Genomic DNA, 15,543 nt, shown 5'->3' on the forward strand with positions numbered 1-15,543 from the left:
GGGCCGGGCAGCCCGGCCGCGCGCAGCATCGCCTCCTGCCCGGCGATCTGCTCCAGGCAGCCCCGCCCGCCGCAGGAGCAGGGCGGCCCGCCGGGCTCGGCGACGAGGTGGCCGATCTCGCCGGCGAAGCCGTGGGCGCCGCGGAAGACGCGGCCGCCGACGACGATGCCCGCGCCGATCCCGATCTCGCCCGAGACGTGCACGAAGTCGCCGAGCCGGGCGCCGCCGCCGAACCACAGCTCGCCGAGGGCCGCGAGGTTCGCCTCGTTGTCGTACTCGGCGGGCAGCGGGGACGCGGGGCCGAACGCGCCGGTGACCGGGACGTCGGTCCAGCCGAGGTTCGGGGCGCGGCGCACGACGCCGCTCTCGCGGTCGAGCAGCCCGGGCAGCGCGACGGCGGTCCCGGCGATCGACAGGCCCTGCTCCGCGACGGCGGCGGCGGCCTCGTTCGCCAGCGCGGCCAGCGCCGCGAGGACGGCGCCGGGATCGCGCCCGCGGTTGCCGGCGCCGACGACGTGCCGGTACCGGACCTTCTTGCCGAGGTCCACGACGCACGCGGCGAGGTAGTCGACGTTGACCTCCAGCCCGAGCCCGGCCGCGCCGTCGCCGTGGACCGACACGCCGACGCCGGGGCGGCCGCGCTCCCCCTCGTGGACGAGCGCGCCGTCGCGGACCAGGCCCGCGTTCTCCAGCAGTGCGACCAGGGTGGAGACGGTGGTCTTGGTGAAGCCGGTCAGCTCGGCGAGGCGGGCCCGGGTGACGGGCTGGTGCCGGGCGACGTGCTCCAGGACGACGGCGAGGTTGCGCCCGCGCATCGTCGCGTGCCGGACGGGGACGTTCCCGGACTTCGTCATGCCCGCACCCTAAAAGATCCACGGCGCTGGGCGCGGCCGCACCCATCTGCTACGTTAATTAGTCCAAAGTCTTTACGAAAGAGGGACCGATGGCCGGAGAGCTGGTCGCGGGCGTCGACTCCTCGACCCAGTCGACGAAGGTCGTGCTCTGCCGGGCGGAGGACGGCGCGGTGGTCGAGGAGGCCTCGGCGCCGCATCCGGACGGCACCGAGTGCGACCCCCGCCACTGGTGGAGCGCCCTCGGCCGGGCGCGCGCCCTGCTGGAGCGGGCGGACGCGGTGGCCGTGGCCGCGCAGCAGCACGGCATGATCGCCCTCGACGGCGCGGGCGAGGTCGTCCGCCCTGCCCTGCTGTGGAACGACACCCGGTCGGCGCCGCAGGCCCGCGCCCTCGTCGCCGAGCTCGGCGGCCCGGCCGCGTGGGCGGAGCGGACGGGCAGCGTGCCGCTCGCCTCGTTCACCGTCACCAAGCTGCGGTGGATGGCCGAGCACGAACCGGCGAACGCCCGCCGCACCGAGCGGGTCATGCTGCCGCACGACTGGCTGACCCACCGGCTCGGCGCGAGCGAGCCGGTGACCGACCGGGGCGACGCGTCCGGCACCGGCTACTTCTCGCCCGCGACCGGCGCGTACGTGCCCGGGCTGCTGCGCGCCGCGCTCGGCCGCGACGCCGAGCCGCCGCGCGTCGCCGCACCCGGCGAGCGCGTCGGCGAGACGGAGTGGGGCGCCGTGCTCGGGCCCGGCACCGGCGACAACATGGGCGCCGCGCTCGGCCTCGGGCTCGGGCCGGGCGACGTCGCCGTGTCGATCGGCACGTCCGGGACCGCGTTCGCGGTCGCGGACGGTCCCGCCGCCGACCCGTCCGGCCTCGTGGCCGGGTTCGCCGACGCCACCGGCCGGTTCCTGCCGCTCGTCTGCACCCTGAACGCCGCGCGCGTGCTGTCCGCCGCGGCGGCCATGACGGGCGCGGACCAGGACGAGCTGTCCGCGCTCGCGCTCGCGGCCGAGCCCGGGGCGGGCGGCCTGACCCTCCTCCCCTACCTGGACGGCGAGCGCACGCCCGACCGGCCCGGCGCCTCCGGCGTCCTCGCGGGCCTCACCACCGCGAACGCGACCCGGGAGAACGTCGCGCGGGCGGCGGTGGAGGCGCTGCTGTGCTCGCTCGCCGACGCCGTGGACCACCTGGCCGCGCAGGGCGTCCGGCCGCGGCGCACCCTGCTGATCGGCGGGGGCGCGCGGTCCGAAGCCGTCCGGGCGCTCGCCCCCGCGATCTTCGGTACGCCGGTGACCGTGCCCGAGCCCGCCGAGTACGTCGCGCTCGGCGCGGCCCGCCAGGCCGCGTGGGCGCTCGCCGGGACGCCCGAGCCGCCCGACTGGCCCGCGCCGCCCGCGACCGAGCACGACACCGGACCCGGCGGCGCGCACACCGGGATGGACGCGCGGGAGATCCGCGAGCGCTACGCCGCACTGCGCGACGCCGCACCCGAACTCTGAGGAGGACGATGATGACCGACTACACGCCCGTACCCGAGGACCGGTTCTCGTTCGGGATCTGGACGGTCGGCTGGCAGGGCGTCGACGTGTTCGGCCCCGGCACCCGCCCGCCGATGCCCGCCGAGCGCGCCGTCCGCAAGCTCGCGGAGATCGGTGCCTACGGCGTCAACTTCCACGACAACGACGTGTTCGACTTCGACGCGAAGCCGGCCGAGCGGCAGGAGCGGATCGACGCGTTCCGCAAGGCGCTGGACGAGACCGGGCTCGTCGTCACCACCGCGACGACGAACCTGTTCTCGCACCCCGTCTTCAAGGACGGCGCGTTCACCGCCAACGACCGCGACGTGCGGCGGTTCGCGCTGCGCAAGGTGATGGACAACCTCGACCTCGCCGCCGAGCTCGGCGCCCGCACCTACGTGTGCTGGGGCGGCCGGGAGGGCGCCGAGTCGGGTGCCGCCAAGGACGTCCGGGCCGCGTTGGACCGCTACAAGGAGGCGTTCGACGTCCTCGGCGCGTACGTCGCCGACCAGGGCTACGACCTGCGGTTCGCGATCGAGCCGAAGCCGAACGAGCCGCGCGGCGACATCCTGCTGCCGACGATCGGGCACGCGCTCGCCTTCATCCAGACCCTGGAGCGTCCCGAGACCGTCGGCCTCAACCCGGAGGTCGGCCACGAGGAGATGGCCGGGCTGAACTACGCGCACGGCCTGGCGCAGGCGCTGTGGCAGGGCAAGCTGTTCCACATCGACCTGAACGGGCAGCACGGCCCCCGCTACGACCAGGACCTGCGGTTCGGGGCCGGGAACGCGCGCGGCGCGTTCTGGGTCGTCGACCTCATCGAGCAGAGCGACTACGACGGCCCGATCCACTTCGACTTCAAGCCGCCGCGCACCGAGGACGACGAGGGCGTGTGGGAGTCGGCCGCGGCCTGCATGCGCAACTGGCTGATCCTGCGCGCGAAGGCGCGGGCGTTCCGCGCCGACCCGGAGGTGCGGGAGGCGCTGCGCGCCGCGCGCGTGGACGAGCTGGCCCGCCCGACCCTCGCGGACGGCGAGGACTGGCGGTCGGTCCGCGACGCCTCGCCCGACGTCGAGGCCCTCGCCGCACGCGGCGCGGCGTTCGAGCGACTCGACCAGCTGGCCCTGGAGCACCTGTACGGCGTCCGCTCCTAGCCGACCGTCCGACAGCGACCGCCCCCGAACCACCGGCCCGCCACGCCGACACGGCGTCCCGCGATAGCGCGGGACGCCGTGTCGGCGTGGGCGCCGGGCCGCCGTCTGGGCCCGCCCCCGCGCGGGCTCAGACGTGCGTGACGGTGGTCAGGGCGTCGCCAGGGCCTCGGTGGGAGCGAGGCGGGCGGCGCGGATGGCGGGGTAGAGGCCGGCGACGCCGCCGATGAGCAGGGTGGCCAGGATGCCGCCGGCCATGGCCCAGGGCGGGACCACGGTCGGCCATCCTTGCGTCACCGCGAACACCGCGGTGACGACGATGCCCAGCGCGACGCCGCCGATCCCGCCCAGCGCGGCCAGGAGCTGCGACTCGGTGAGGAACTGGGTCCTGATCTGGCCGCGGGTGGCGCCCAGGGAGCGGCGCAGGCCGATCTCGGCGCGGCGTTCCAGGACGGAGATGACCATGGTGTTGGCCACGCCGACGCCGCCCACCAGCAGCGCGACGCCGCCCAGGCCGAGCAGCAGGCCGGTGAAGGCCTTGTTGGAGGCGCTCTCGGCGGCCAGGGCGTCGGAGGGGCGGCTGACCTCGACCTCGGTCGGCGATTCGGGGCTGGCAGTGGCGGCCAGCAGCTCCCGCACCCGCTCCACCGCCGCCTTGTCGGCGCGGGTGTAGATGGTGGTGGGGTGGCCGTCGAAGCCGAGGTCGGACGCGGCCGCGTCCCAGCCGACGAGGGCCGCCGAGTCCAGCTCGGGCACCAGCTCGTTGGCGTCGAGGATGCCGACGACGGTGAACCACTGCGAGCCCAGCCACACCTGGACGTTCGGCGTCGCGATGCCCAGCCGCTGGGCCGACTCGGCGCCCAGGACGACGGCCGGGTAGCGGGCCGTCCCGGCGTTGAGCCAGGTGCCGGTGGCCATGGTCAGGCCGACGGTGCGGGGCAGGTCCAGGCGTGCGGCCAGGACGCTGATGCCGCCGCTCTCCCCGGCCGGGATGTGGTCGTTGCGGTACACCTTGGCGTCGGACAGCTTGCCGGTGGCCGACGCCGACTCCACGTCGGGCATGCGGGCGACCATGCCGACCGAGGCGGTGGGCAGCTGGGCGTCCTCGCCGAACATGTCGCGGCCGGGGCCGACGGTGAGCAGGTTGGTGCCGAGCCGGTCGAGGGTGGCCTGGAGCTGCGCGCGGCTGGACGTGGAGATGCCCACCACGCCGATCATCGCGGCGATGCCGATCGCGATGCCCAGGGCCGACAGGAACACCCGCATCGGGCGGGCCCGCAGCCCCGCCGCGCCGACGCGCAGCACGTCCCGCGGGCCCAGGCGCGCCGGCGTGTCCCGGTCGTCCGGCGCTCCGGCGGACGGCCGGCCGCCGATGCCGGTGCGGTCCCCCGCCGGGACGCCGGTCACCGGGGCGTTCCCGTCCTGTGCCGCGCCGCTCATCGCGTGGCGCCTGCCTCGGGGGCGTCTCATGACACCGCCTCCACCCATGCGTCGTCGTGGACGATCCGGCCGTCGCGCATCTGCACCTGGCGGGGCAGCAGCGCGGCGATGTCGCGATCGTGGGTGATCAGGATGACGGTGGTGCCCGTCTCGGCCAGCTCGCGCAGCAGGTCCAGCACCCCGGCGCCGGACACCGAGTCCAGCGCGCCGGTCGGCTCGTCCGCGAGCAGCATGGCCGGTTCGCCGACGACCGCGCGGGCGATCGCGACCCGCTGCTTCTCCCCGCCCGAGAGCTGGTGCGGCCGGTGGCCGAGGCGGTGCCCGAGGCCGACGCGCTCCAGCGCGCCGCGGGCCCGGCGGCGCCGCTCCCCGAGCGGCGCCCCGCCGTACAGCAGCCCGTCGGCGACGTTGTCCAGCGCGCCGACCCCGGCGGCCAGATGGAACTGCTGGAAGACGAACCCGATCCGCCGGGCGCGCAGCGCCGACAGCCGCCGGTCGGTCATGCGCGACACGTCCCGGCCCTCGACCAGCACGGTGCCGGCGCTGGGCCGGTCGAGCGTGCCCAGCAGGTGCAGCATCGTCGACTTGCCCGACCCCGACGGCCCGACGATCGCCACCAGCTCGCCCGCCTGGACGGTCAGCGACACCGCGTCCAGCGCCGTCACGCCGCCCGGGTAGGTCTTGGTGACCTCGCGCAGCTCCACCACGGGCTCCAACGGCAGGCTCATGCGGGGACGCCCACTTTCATGCCCTCGGCCAGGCCCTGCCCGGAGATCTCGACCTTGCCCTCGGTGAACACCCCGGTCTCCACCGCCACCGTCCGGGTCGTGGTGCCCGTGACGACCTGGACGGCGTAGCCGCCGTCGCCCTGGGCCAGCAGCGCCCCGATCGGCACGGCGAGGACGTCCGGGTGCCGGTCGGAGATCAGGTGCACGTTCACCGGCGCCTTGTCGAACGAGCCGAGCGCCTTCTGGCTGCGCACGGCGATGGTGACCGCGATCGTCGTCGGGTCGTCGTCGCCCTGGCCCTCTTTGGCGACCTTCCCGACCGAGGTGATGGTCCCCTTGGTCGTCTCGCCGCCGGGCAGCTCGACCTCCACCTGCGCGCCCTTCCTGGCCAGCCGCTGGTACTGAACGTCGAGATCGACGCTGACGACCCGGGTGGTCCCGGTGTAGGTCAGCACCGGAGCGCCGGTCTTGTCGCCGACGGACGCCTTGCGCTCGGCCACCCGGATCCGCCCCGGCGCCACCACCACCGAGCCCGGCGCCACCTTGCCGGTCTCCTGGACACCCAGATCGTCCTGCCAGTCCTTCACCGCGGCCGCCGTGGCCGCGGTGAAGGTCTTGTCGACGGTGAAGCCGGTGTAGCCCAGGGCTTGGAGGTTGCGCTCGAACTGGTAGACGTCCGAGCCCTCGACGCCGGACGCCAGGGTCCGGTACAGCGGGAGCCTGCCGTACAGCAGCGGCACCGGCTTGGTGTCCACCCGGTACATCGGACGTCCCCGCGCGATCACCGCACCCGCGGCGGGCAGCCAGGTCAGCGTCCCGTGACCGGCGCTGGACACCGAGTGCGTGCCGCCGTAGCCGAGCATGCCGTCCACCTGCTTCGTCTCCACCAGGGTCGTCTTCTCGATCGCCGCGGTCGCCGGCGGCAGCGAGCTGTGCGCCGCGGTCGGCGCGCCGCCGCCGCCCAGGCCGGCCGTCGCCAGCCCGGCGCCGCCCGCGACGACGGCTCCCGCCGCGCCGAGCACGACGGTCCGCCTCCTGGTCAACTGCCGCCTCCGCCGCTGCGCTTGGTGCCCTTCCCGCCGTCGGGCGCGTACTTCTGGCAGGCCTTGTCGGCGTCCTTGAACCGCTGGTTCTGCGGGTCGAGGTCCGAGCCGTTGCCCGCCTTGATCTGGATGCCGCCGTCGGGGCTCGGGTCGGGGAAGTCGGTGATGCCGTGGTCGCGCATGCACTTGGAGTGCGCGCGCGCCTTGGCGAGGTCCTGGGCCGACATCTTCGGCGGCTTGCCGCCGTTGGGCATCAGGTGCCGGCAGGCCTTCTGCGCGTCCTGGACCTCCTTCGGCGGCCCCTGCGGCCCCTTGCCCGCCTGGCCGGGCTTGGCGCTCGACTTGATCGTGATCTTGCCGTCGGTGTCCGGGTCCTCCATGTCGACGCCGTGCTCGCGCATGCACTGCGCGAACTGGCGCATCTTCTGCTGGTCGCTGGCGGCCTTCGCGGTGCTCTTGCCGCCGGCCGTCTTCGCCTCGGCCCCGCAGGCCGGCAGGGCGAGGGCGAGCGCCGGGACCAGGGCCAGCGCGGCGAGCGTCTGCCGTCGCATCGGTCGGTCTCCTGTCGTCGTCCGCCGGCCGGGTGCCGGCGGCGACCGCAAGTCCACCCGGCGGCCGATAACCCCGGCGTAACCAGATCGCGTTATGCCGGCGTTACGCCGCCTGCCCGAAGCTGTGCGGGCAGGGAAGCGGGCTGGAGGACCAACGTGCGCGTACTGATCGCCGAGGACGAGCGGATGCTCGCCGATTCGATCGCCGAGGGGCTGCGGGCCGAGGCGCTGGCCGTGGACGTGGTCTACGACGGCGACGCCGCGCTGGAGCGCCTCGGCGTCAACGACTACGACGTCCTGGTCCTCGACCGCGACCTGCCGGTCGTGCACGGCGACGACGTGTGCCGCGCCGTGGTCGACTCCGGCGCGCTGGTGCGGGTGCTGATGCTCACCGCCGCCGTCGCCGTCCCCGCCCGCGTGGACGGGTTCCGGCTCGGCGCCGACGACTACCTCACCAAGCCCTTCGCCTTCGAGGAGCTGGTCGCCCGGGTCCTGGCGCTGGGCCGCCGCGCCCGCCCGGCCGCGCCGCCGACGCTGGAGCGCGCGGGCGTCCGGCTCGACCCGGCCCGCCAGGAGGTGCTGCGCGACGGCCGCTACGTCCACCTGGCGCGCAAGGAGTTCGGCGTCCTGGCCGAGCTGCTGCGCGCCGACGGGACGATCGTCTCGGCCGAGCGCCTGCTGGAGAAGGTCTGGGACGAGCACACCGACCCGTTCACCAACACCGTCCGGGTGACGCTGATGAAGCTGCGGCGCAAGCTCGGCGACCCCCCGATCATCGAGACCGTCCCGGGAGTGGGGTACAGGATTCCATGACGACGCTCGCCGACAGGCTGCGGCCCACCATCCGCATGCGGCTGACGCTGCTGTACACCGGCCTGTTCGTGGCCGCCGGGGTCGTGCTGCTCGGCCTGACCTACCTGCTGGTCCAGAACAGCCTCCAGCGGCCGGCGGACCCGCCCGCGATGGCGAAGAACGGCCAGGTGCTCTCCGGTTCCCCGCCGGCGGGCGAGGCCGGGCGGGTGGGCGCGCCGGCGGAGAGCACCGAGGTCTCGGGCGAGGACATGAAGTTCCGGGTAGTGCAGGCCGCCAAGGACTCCCAGAAGGAGACGCTGAACGCGCTGCTGACGCAGGGCGGCATCGCGCTGGGCCTGGTCGGCGCGGCGGGGCTCGGCTTCGGCTGGCTGCTGGCCGACCGGGCGCTGCGGCCCGTCCACGTGATCACCGAGACGGCGGGGCGGGTGGCGCGCAGCTCCGACCTCACCGAGCGGATCGCCTACCGGGGGCCGCGCGACGACGTGAAGGAGCTCGCCGACACCTTCGACACGATGCTCGGCCGGCTCGCCCGGTCGTTCGACGTCCAGCGGCGGTTCGTCGCGAACGCCTCGCACGAGCTGCGCACGCCGCTCGCCATCAACCGCACGCTCGTGGACGTCGCGCTGCGCCGCCCCGACGCGACGGAGGACGTCAAGCGGCTCGGCGCCTCGCTGCTGATCGTCAACGAGCGGCACGAGCGCCTCATCGACGGGCTGCTGACCCTCGCCGGCAGCGAGAACACCGTCGTGGACGCGACCCCGCTGGACCTCGCGGACGTCGCCGGGCACGTCCTCGACCAGGCCGCGCCGGAGGCGAGGGCCCGGGACGTCGTCACCGACCGCAGGCTCGGGCCGGCGCCCACCGCGGGCGACCCGGTGCTGGTCGAGCGGCTCGTCCAGAACCTGGTCGAGAACGCGGTCCGGCACAACCACGACGGCGGCGAGGTGTGGGTCGGCACCCGGGGCCGCGACGGGTGGGCCGAGGTCGTGGTGACCAACACCGGCCCGGTGGTGCCGCAGTACGAGGTCGAGACGATCTTCGAGCCGTTCCGGCGGCTCGGCAACGACCGGGTGCGCTCGGACCGCGGCTCCGGGCTCGGCCTGTCGATCGTCCGCGCCATCGCCACCGCCCACGGGGGCCTGGTCGCGGCCGTCCCGCGCGAGGGGGGCGGGCTGGTCGTCACGGTCCGGCTGCCCAGCCGCGTGCCGGAGGCGCCCTGGCTCGCACCGGAGCCCGCCGCGGCGGCACTGCCCCGGTAGCCTCGTTACTGTGACTTTTGCAACAACCTTTCACAATGGTCGGAACGGGCGATTCATGCCACCTTGATCACATCCGATGCGGCTCCCGAGTCGGTTGTGAGGAGGACGCATGCCACTGCGTTCCAGGATTCCCGCCCCCATCCGGTCACTCCCCCTGACGCTCGTCCTGACCGCCGCCGCGCTGGCGGCCGTCCCCGCCCCCGCGGCCTCGGCCGCACCGCTCGACCTGTCGAACTTCACGCTGGAGGTCGCCGACAGCGCGCAGTACCTCAGATCCAACGTCGCCGAGCTCGACGGCGAGCTCCCGAACGTCGGCGTCGCCGACATCATGGCCGAGGCCAACCGCCAGGGCACCGTGCGGAACGGCGCCGCCTGCAACGCCTCCGCCGTCACCGACCCCGACCGGTCCGCCACCAAGCCGAAGGTCTCGGTCACCAAGAGCTTCTGCTGGCAGGACGACGCCACCGGCGAGGACGACCAGAACACGACCGGCTGGTACCCGCAGGGCGTCACCACCGTCGCCGACGCGCAGGCCGACCAGGTCTGGGGGACCTCGAACCAGCCCCTGCTGGTCAGCTGGTACGCCAAGGGCGGCACCGGCAACACCGCCAAGGGGACGCGGATCTCCTTCATCGACCCGAACACGGGCGCCTACCGGCACGTCCTGCTCGCGCACCCGTTCACCAACTCGGCGCTCAACGCGAGCTACACGAGCCTGCGCGACGACCAGACCTCCGGGCAGGGCTCGTCGCTGCACGCGGGCGGGATCGTCTGGTACGGCAACTTCCTGTACGTCGCCGACACCGCCCGCGGCTTCCGCGTGTTCGACATGCGCCACATCTACGACCTCAAGGCGGCGGGCGACAAGGGCAACGTCACCGACCAGGACAAGGTCGGCCGCCAGGACGGCGTCTTCTACGGGTACGGCTACCGCTACGTGATGCCCGAGGTGACCCAGTGGGAGCACGTCGCCGCGACCGGCACGGCGTGCACGTCCGCCGACGGCTCCCCGAACTTCTCCTACGCGAGCCTCGACCGCAGCGGCACCGACCACCTCGTCGCGGGCGAGTACTGCGACGGCACGAAGGAGGTCAACGGGCGCGTGGCCGCATGGCCGATGGCGAGCGCGACGTCCGGCGGCGAGCAGCCCGCGGCGGGCACCCGCTGGACCGCCGACGCGGCGTACTCCCTGCCCCGCAGCAACATCCAGGGGGCGACGCGCTTCGACGGACGCTGGTACCTGAGCCAGAGCCACGGCGAGCAGGTGGCGGGCCAGGACGACCTGGGCGAGCTCCACACCACGAACGCGGTGACGTCCAGCACGGGCACGCTGTCCGTCGCGAAGACGCAGCCCGCCGCGATCGGCGTCGAGGACCTCTCCCACTGGCCCGGCGGGACCGAGACCGCCCCGGCGCTCGGCACGATCTGGTCCGTTTCGGAGCATCCCAACTACCGGATGGTCTACGCGACGGCCCCGCAGTGAGGCCGCGCCGCTCCCGCGGACGGCTCGGCTAGACCGTGTGCGCCTCCGCCGTCCGGTTCCGCCGGACGGCGGAGGCGCCGAGGGAGACGGCCGTGCCGACGAGGGCGTAGGCGGCGAGGACCCAAAGCGCGCGGGCTGTGTGGTGCGCGGAGAAGTACACGGTGTTCCGGACGGCCGTCGTCGCCGCGCCCGTCGGCAGCCAGCCGCCGATGGCGCGCCAGAACGCGGGCAGCAGCGAGAGGGGGTAGGCGCCGCCCGCGCTGGGGTTGCCGAGCACGACGAACAGCAGGATCGCCACCCCGATCCCGACCAGCCCCAGCAGGGTCTGGAGCGCGACGGTCGCGGCCGCCGCGGCGAACACCACGAGCGCCCCGATGGCCCAGAGCTGGACGAAGTGGCCGGTCAGAGCGCCGAGGAGCGGATCGGCGATGACGGCCCCGCCGAGCCCGGACACGACCGCGTAGAGGGCCAGCGCGCCGAGGCGGACGACCGTGCGCTGCGGCCGCGCCGGGCGGGCGCCGCCCGCGAGCCCGAGGATGGCGGCGGCGAGGTAGCCGCCCACGATCCACCCGATCACCAGGTAGAACGACGACAGGCCGCGGCCGTCCTTCGGGCCGGGCGGCCGGACGTCGACGACCCGCACCTGCCGCTGCCGGCCGGACTCCAGCCGCTTCGCGATCTGCGCCGCCGTCTCGGACAGGGCGGGGCCGCCCGCCGAGGCGACCAGCAGGGTGTCGGCGGAGCCGCGCACGTCCACGAGGACCACCGCGTCCACGGTGCGGCCGAGGAGCATGCGCCGCCCCTCCCGCTCCGTCGCGGCCGGGCGCGCCCGGACCGGATCGCCCTCCAGCCCGTCGAGCTGGGCGGCCACCGCGCGCGCCGTCGCGGCGGGCGCGACCACGGCGACCGGGACGCGGTGCGGCGTCGGCAGGTGGAACGCCCCGATATAGGACAGGATGAACCCGAACTGGAGGGCCAGCACGCCCAGGATCAGGAGCAGGGCGCGCAGCGTGACGGCGTCGCGCAGCTCTCCCGCGACGCCGCGGCGGGGCGGAGCGGGCGCGGGTCCGGACGCGGATGCCGAGGTGCTCATGATGATCAAGTACCCATCCGCGGCGCCTCTCACCAGGGCGGACGCGGCCGGGTGCGGCGGCGCGGTGCCGCTCGCGGTAGCGTCGGGGGAATGACCAGTGCTGAACTGCTCACCGACGCGTTCGACCGGATCCAGGAGGTCGTCCACGGGGCGGTGGAGGGGCTCTCATCCGAGGAGCTCGCCTTCCGCGCCGACGGCGACGCGAACTCGATCGCCTGGCTGGTGTGGCACCTGACCCGCGTCCAGGACGACCACGTCGCCGACGCCGCCGGGACGCCCCAGGTGTGGACCTCCGATGGCTGGGCGGACCGCTTCGCCCTGCCCCTCGACCCGTCCGACACGGGCTACGGGCATTCGAGCAAGGACGTCGCGGCGGTCCGCGTGGAGTCGGCGGACCTCCTCACCGGCTACCACGACGCGGTGCACGACCGCACGTGCGAGTACGTGTCCGGCCTGGCCGACGGCGACCTCGGCCGCGTCGTGGACACGAACTGGGACCCGCCCGTCACGCTCGCCGTGCGCCTGATCAGCGTCATCTCCGACGACCTCCAGCACGCCGGGCAGGCGGCGTTCGTCCGGGGCCTGCTCCAGCGCCGCTAGCCCGCCGCCGACCCCGCCGCCGACCCGCGCCGCCGGGCCGCCGGCCCGTCAGCGCGGGTCGGCGGGGCGGACCTCTTCGCGCCGACCGGCCGGCGGCGCCCCGTCGAGCGCCGCGTCCAGCGAAGGGTGGATCAGCAGCCGCTGGTCGAGGTTGGTCACCCGGAGGACGCGTGCGACCCGCTCGGACACCGGGCCGGCCAGCGTCGCGCTGCCGCCGCGCCCCTCGGCGGCGAGGTAGAACCGCAGGAGCAGGCTGAGCCCGCTGGAGTCGAGGAAGGCGAGCGGTTCGAGGTCGAAGACGAGGTGCTCGCCGTGCTCGCGGCGGCCCGCGCGGATCGACCGTTCGGCCTCCTGCACGGTGGGCAGGTAGAGATCCCCGATCAGCGTCACCACGGTGCGGGGCCCGGCGGCCCTGCACGTCACGGTGCACCCGTTCATCGGGAGCCCTCCCTCCGCCGCGGCCGGGCGGCGTGCGCCCGTGCGCTCCCGGGACCGATTGTCCATCATCCCCGGGCGCGGAGGAGCGGGACAGGCGCGAATACCCCCGATAGTTCCCGGGCCGTAACCTTGCCGTTCCGGTGGCGGTCGCACGTTCTCACCGGTCGGTGCGGCGGCCCGCCCGCTCAGTACCGTCGCCGGGGGCGCGCCTCGGTGTCGTCGCGCCGCTCCGTCCCGCGGTCGCCCAGGTAGAACAGCCCGACCAGGAGCAGCAGCCCGGCGGTGACGAACACGATCATGAGCATTCCGAGCAGGGGTGAGACGCCCGGCATCTCGATCACCTCTTCCGTGGATCCCGTGCCGCGTCGGCTTCTACCCGGTCTCGGCCGGTTCCCACGGATCGTCCGCATGTTCCCCGTCACGGCCCTCGCGCGGCCCCGGGGCGCGCCGTCAGTTCCCGGGCGGGCGCGGCAGCCCGTAATGCTCGCGCAGCGTCCGGCCCGTGTACTCGGTGCGGAACAGCCCGCGGCGCTGGAGGACCGGCACCACGTGGTCGACGAAGTCCTCCAGGCCGGTGGGCAGGACGGGCGGCATCACGTTGAAGCCGTCGGCCGCGCCCTCCCGGAACCACTCCTCCATCTGGTCGGCGACCTGCTCGGGCGTGCCGGTGACGACGCGGTGGCCGCGCCCGCCGCCGAGCCGCGCGATGATCTCGCGGACGGTCAGCCGGTCGCGCCGAGCCAGCTCGGAGACCAGCGTGAAGCGGCTCTTGTTGCCGTTGACGTCGTCCTCGGCGGGCAGCAGGTGCTCGGGGACCGGCGCGTCGAGCGGCACGTCCGCGAGGTCGGTGTTCAGCATGGACGAGAGCTGGGCGAGCCCGTAGTCGAGGACCTGGAGGTCGGTCAGCTCCCGCTCCAGCCGGCGCGCCTCCTCCTCGGTCGAGCCGAGGATCGGGCAGATGCCGGGCAGGATCTTCACGCCGCCGGGGTCGCGGCCGAGGCGCTCGGCCCGGGTCTTCACGTCCTTGTAGAAGGTCTGGCCGTCCGCGAGGGTCTGCTGGGCGGTGAAGACGGCCTCGGCGTGGCGGGCGGCGAACTCCCGGCCGTCCTCGGAGGACCCGGCCTGGACGAGCAGCGGCCGGCCCTGCGGCGGCCGCTGGACGTTCAGCGGCCCACGGACCTTGAAGTGCGTCCCGGCGTGGTCGATCGGCCGGACCCGGTCCGGGTCGGCGTACCGGCCGCCGGCGACGTCCAGCAGGACGGCGTCGTCGGCCCAGCTGTCCCAGAGCTTCGCGGCGACCTCGACGAACTCGGCGGCGCGCTCGTAGCGGACGGCGTGCGGGACGTGCTCGTCGAGGTTGAAGTTGTGCGCCTCGGCGGTGTTCCCGGAGGTGACGATGTTCCAGCCGGCGCGTCCGCCGGAGATGTGGTCGAGGGAGGCGAACAGGCGCGCCAGCGTGAACGGCTCGTTGAAGGTGGTGGACGCCGTCGCGATCAGGCCGATGCGCTCGGTCGCCACCGCGATGGCCGACAGCAGCGTCAGCGGTTCGAGCCCGCCGGAGACGTTGCTGCCCACGCGGTGCCAGACGGCGAGCCCGTCGGCGAAGAAGATCGAGTCGAGCCGGCCGCGCTCGGCCGTCCTGGCGAGCTCCTGGAAGTAGGCGACGTCGGTGGCGCGGTCCGGCCGGCTGGACGGGTGCCGCCAGGCGGCGTCGTGGTGGCCGGGGGCCATGAGGAAGGCGTTGAGGTGGAGGCGGCGGTCGCCGTCGGTCATGGTCGGGTCTCTCCTGGGGGTCACCGCTGGGCGGGGGTCTGCTGCCATCGGGTGAACCGGCGCTCCACGAGGACGAGCAGGTAGTTGAACACCAGCCCGACCAGCGAGATCGCGACGATCCCCGCGTACATGTCCTTGATGGCGAAGTTCTGCTGGGAGGCGTTGATGAGGTAGCCGAGGCCCTCCTTGGCGCCGACCATCTCGGCGACGATGACGACGAGGATCGCCGTGGCGCCCGCGAGCCGGATACCGGTGAACACCGTGGGCACGGCGGCGGGCAGCACCACCTTCTGGAAGATGCGGGGCGCGGGCAGGCCGAGCGACCGCGCCGACTTCACGAGGAGCGGGTCGACGGTGCGCACCGCGCTGATGGTGTTGAGCAGGATCGGCCACGTGCACGCGTACAGCACGATCGAGACCTTCGATGTCTCGCCGATGCCGAGGATGAGGATGAAGACCGGCAGCAGCGCGATCGCGGCCGTGTTGCGGAACAGCTCCAGCAGCGGGTCGAGCAGCTCGGCGACCGGCCGGTACCAGCCGATGACCAGCCCGAGCGGCACGCCGACCAGGATCGACAGCGCGAACCCGCTGAGCGACCGCGCGAGGCTGGCCTCGGTGTCGCTCCAGAGCTGCCCGCCGCGGGCGAGGTCCCACAGCGCCGGGACGATCTCCGACGCGGGTGGCAGGAAGGTGCGGTCGACCAGCCCCGCGCGCGGCGCGAGCTCCCAGACGGCGAGGAAGGCGGCGATCGCGACGGTGCGCCTGGCGACCGCGCCGGCGGCGCCGGCGGCGCGGCGCAGCGGCCG

The 15,543-nt window shown here is 74.4% G+C and carries 16 protein-coding genes; 6 read left to right on the forward strand and 10 right to left on the reverse strand.

Annotation, left to right across the window (positions count from 1 at the left end; all coding sequences use genetic code 11):
- A partial coding sequence (locus E1300_RS38685; RefSeq protein ID WP_131762094.1) for an ROK family transcriptional regulator occupies positions 1-854 on the reverse strand: 854 nt, incomplete at its 3' end.
- An 89-nt stretch (positions 855-943) separates the two neighbouring features.
- Between E1300_RS38685 and xylB the strand changes: the two genes are divergently transcribed.
- Positions 944-2,347, forward strand: coding sequence for a xylulokinase (xylB, locus tag E1300_RS38690; protein WP_131762095.1), 1,404 nt, complete (start codon positions 944-946; stop codon positions 2,345-2,347).
- 11 nt (positions 2,348-2,358) lie between these two features.
- The gene (xylA, locus tag E1300_RS38695) at positions 2,359-3,519 is read left to right on the forward strand and encodes a xylose isomerase (protein ID WP_131762105.1); all 1,161 of its coding nucleotides are present in this window, start codon (positions 2,359-2,361) and stop codon (positions 3,517-3,519) included.
- 147 nt (positions 3,520-3,666) lie between these two features.
- On the opposite strand, the gene E1300_RS38700 is transcribed toward xylA, so the two are convergent.
- From E1300_RS38700 to E1300_RS38715, 4 genes are read right to left on the reverse strand one after another with little or no spacing between them, the layout of a single operon-like run.
- Complete coding sequence (locus E1300_RS38700; RefSeq protein WP_165503186.1) at positions 3,667-4,986, reverse strand: ABC transporter permease; 1,320 nt, start codon at positions 4,984-4,986, stop codon at positions 3,667-3,669.
- Entirely contained in the window at positions 4,983-5,684 is a 702-nt protein-coding gene (locus tag E1300_RS38705) for an ABC transporter ATP-binding protein (RefSeq protein WP_131762096.1), read from the reverse strand. Before E1300_RS38705 ends, E1300_RS38700 begins: the two co-directional genes overlap by 4 nt.
- Positions 5,681-6,727 carry a peptidoglycan-binding domain-containing protein gene (locus E1300_RS38710; RefSeq protein ID WP_207400198.1) on the reverse strand — a complete coding sequence of 349 codons (1,047 nt, stop codon included), beginning with the start codon at positions 6,725-6,727 and terminating at the stop codon, positions 5,681-5,683. The genes E1300_RS38705 and E1300_RS38710 overlap by 4 nt, the downstream gene beginning before the upstream one ends.
- Positions 6,724-7,278 (reverse strand): hypothetical protein, encoded by a 555-nt coding sequence (locus E1300_RS38715; protein ID WP_131762097.1) that lies wholly within the window; start codon positions 7,276-7,278, stop codon positions 6,724-6,726. The genes E1300_RS38710 and E1300_RS38715 overlap by 4 nt, the downstream gene beginning before the upstream one ends.
- A 156-nt stretch (positions 7,279-7,434) precedes the next feature.
- On the opposite strand from E1300_RS38715, the gene E1300_RS38720 reads away from it, so the two are divergent.
- From E1300_RS38720 to E1300_RS38730, 3 genes are all read left to right on the forward strand, one after another.
- Positions 7,435-8,091: a response regulator transcription factor gene (locus E1300_RS38720; RefSeq protein WP_131762098.1), complete on the forward strand. Its 657-nt coding sequence runs from the start codon at positions 7,435-7,437 to the stop codon at positions 8,089-8,091.
- Complete coding sequence (locus E1300_RS38725; RefSeq protein ID WP_131762099.1) at positions 8,088-9,350, forward strand: sensor histidine kinase; 1,263 nt, start codon at positions 8,088-8,090, stop codon at positions 9,348-9,350. Before E1300_RS38720 ends, E1300_RS38725 begins: the two co-directional genes overlap by 4 nt.
- A 109-nt stretch (positions 9,351-9,459) precedes the next feature.
- Positions 9,460-10,833: a hypothetical protein gene (locus E1300_RS38730; RefSeq protein WP_207400199.1), complete on the forward strand. Its 1,374-nt coding sequence runs from the start codon at positions 9,460-9,462 to the stop codon at positions 10,831-10,833.
- 28 nt (positions 10,834-10,861) lie between these two features.
- On the opposite strand, the gene E1300_RS38735 is transcribed toward E1300_RS38730, so the two are convergent.
- Positions 10,862-11,926 carry a DUF3533 domain-containing protein gene (locus tag E1300_RS38735; protein WP_131762100.1) on the reverse strand — a complete coding sequence of 355 codons (1,065 nt, stop codon included), beginning with the start codon at positions 11,924-11,926 and terminating at the stop codon, positions 10,862-10,864.
- Positions 11,927-12,016: 90 nt separating this feature from the next.
- Between E1300_RS38735 and E1300_RS38740 the strand changes: the two genes are divergently transcribed.
- Positions 12,017-12,526, forward strand: a complete 510-nt coding sequence (locus tag E1300_RS38740; RefSeq protein WP_131762101.1) for a mycothiol transferase — start codon at positions 12,017-12,019, stop codon at positions 12,524-12,526.
- Between the two features lie 48 nt (positions 12,527-12,574).
- Here the strand turns inward: E1300_RS38740 and E1300_RS38745 are convergent, their stop codons facing one another.
- The 4 genes from E1300_RS38745 to E1300_RS38755 all read right to left on the reverse strand — a co-directional run bounded on the left by E1300_RS38745 (position 12,575) and on the right by E1300_RS38755 (position 15,537).
- On the reverse strand, positions 12,575-12,964 hold the full coding sequence (locus E1300_RS38745) for an STAS domain-containing protein (protein ID WP_165503187.1): 390 nt from the start codon (positions 12,962-12,964) through the stop codon (positions 12,575-12,577).
- 185 nt (positions 12,965-13,149) lie between these two features.
- A complete protein-coding gene (locus tag E1300_RS50640) occupies positions 13,150-13,296 on the reverse strand; it encodes a hypothetical protein (protein ID WP_165503188.1) in 147 nt (48 codons plus the stop codon).
- A 118-nt stretch (positions 13,297-13,414) separates the two neighbouring features.
- The gene (locus E1300_RS38750; RefSeq protein WP_131762103.1) at positions 13,415-14,737 is read right to left on the reverse strand and encodes an LLM class flavin-dependent oxidoreductase; all 1,323 of its coding nucleotides are present in this window, start codon (positions 14,735-14,737) and stop codon (positions 13,415-13,417) included.
- A 20-nt stretch (positions 14,738-14,757) separates the two neighbouring features.
- Complete coding sequence (locus E1300_RS38755; protein WP_242619664.1) at positions 14,758-15,537, reverse strand: ABC transporter permease; 780 nt, start codon at positions 15,535-15,537, stop codon at positions 14,758-14,760.
- Positions 15,538-15,543 lie beyond the last annotated feature (6 nt).

This window comes from Actinomadura fibrosa (assembly GCF_900659615.1).
GTDB lineage: Bacteria > Actinomycetota > Actinomycetes > Streptosporangiales > Streptosporangiaceae > Spirillospora > Spirillospora fibrosa.

Excerpts from the sequence above, each read along its gene's own strand:
- xylB (WP_131762095.1), top strand. The coding sequence starts at position 944 with ATGGCCGGAGAGCTGGTCGCGGGCGTCGACTCCTCGACCCAGTCGACG.
- xylA (WP_131762105.1), top strand. The coding sequence starts at position 2,359 with ATGACCGACTACACGCCCGTACCCGAGGACCGGTTCTCGTTCGGGATC.
- E1300_RS38700 (WP_165503186.1), bottom strand. The coding sequence starts at position 4,986 with ATGAGACGCCCCCGAGGCAGGCGCCACGCGATGAGCGGCGCGGCACAG.
- E1300_RS38705 (WP_131762096.1), bottom strand. The coding sequence starts at position 5,684 with ATGAGCCTGCCGTTGGAGCCCGTGGTGGAGCTGCGCGAGGTCACCAAG.
- E1300_RS38715 (WP_131762097.1), bottom strand. The coding sequence starts at position 7,278 with ATGCGACGGCAGACGCTCGCCGCGCTGGCCCTGGTCCCGGCGCTCGCC.
- E1300_RS38725 (WP_131762099.1), top strand. The coding sequence starts at position 8,088 with ATGACGACGCTCGCCGACAGGCTGCGGCCCACCATCCGCATGCGGCTG.
- E1300_RS38730 (WP_207400199.1), top strand. The coding sequence starts at position 9,460 with ATGCCACTGCGTTCCAGGATTCCCGCCCCCATCCGGTCACTCCCCCTG.
- E1300_RS38735 (WP_131762100.1), bottom strand. The coding sequence starts at position 11,926 with ATGAGCACCTCGGCATCCGCGTCCGGACCCGCGCCCGCTCCGCCCCGC.
- E1300_RS38740 (WP_131762101.1), top strand. The coding sequence starts at position 12,017 with ATGACCAGTGCTGAACTGCTCACCGACGCGTTCGACCGGATCCAGGAG.
- E1300_RS38745 (WP_165503187.1), bottom strand. The coding sequence starts at position 12,964 with ATGAACGGGTGCACCGTGACGTGCAGGGCCGCCGGGCCCCGCACCGTG.
- E1300_RS50640 (WP_165503188.1), bottom strand. The coding sequence starts at position 13,296 with ATGCCGGGCGTCTCACCCCTGCTCGGAATGCTCATGATCGTGTTCGTC.
- E1300_RS38750 (WP_131762103.1), bottom strand. The coding sequence starts at position 14,737 with ATGACCGACGGCGACCGCCGCCTCCACCTCAACGCCTTCCTCATGGCC.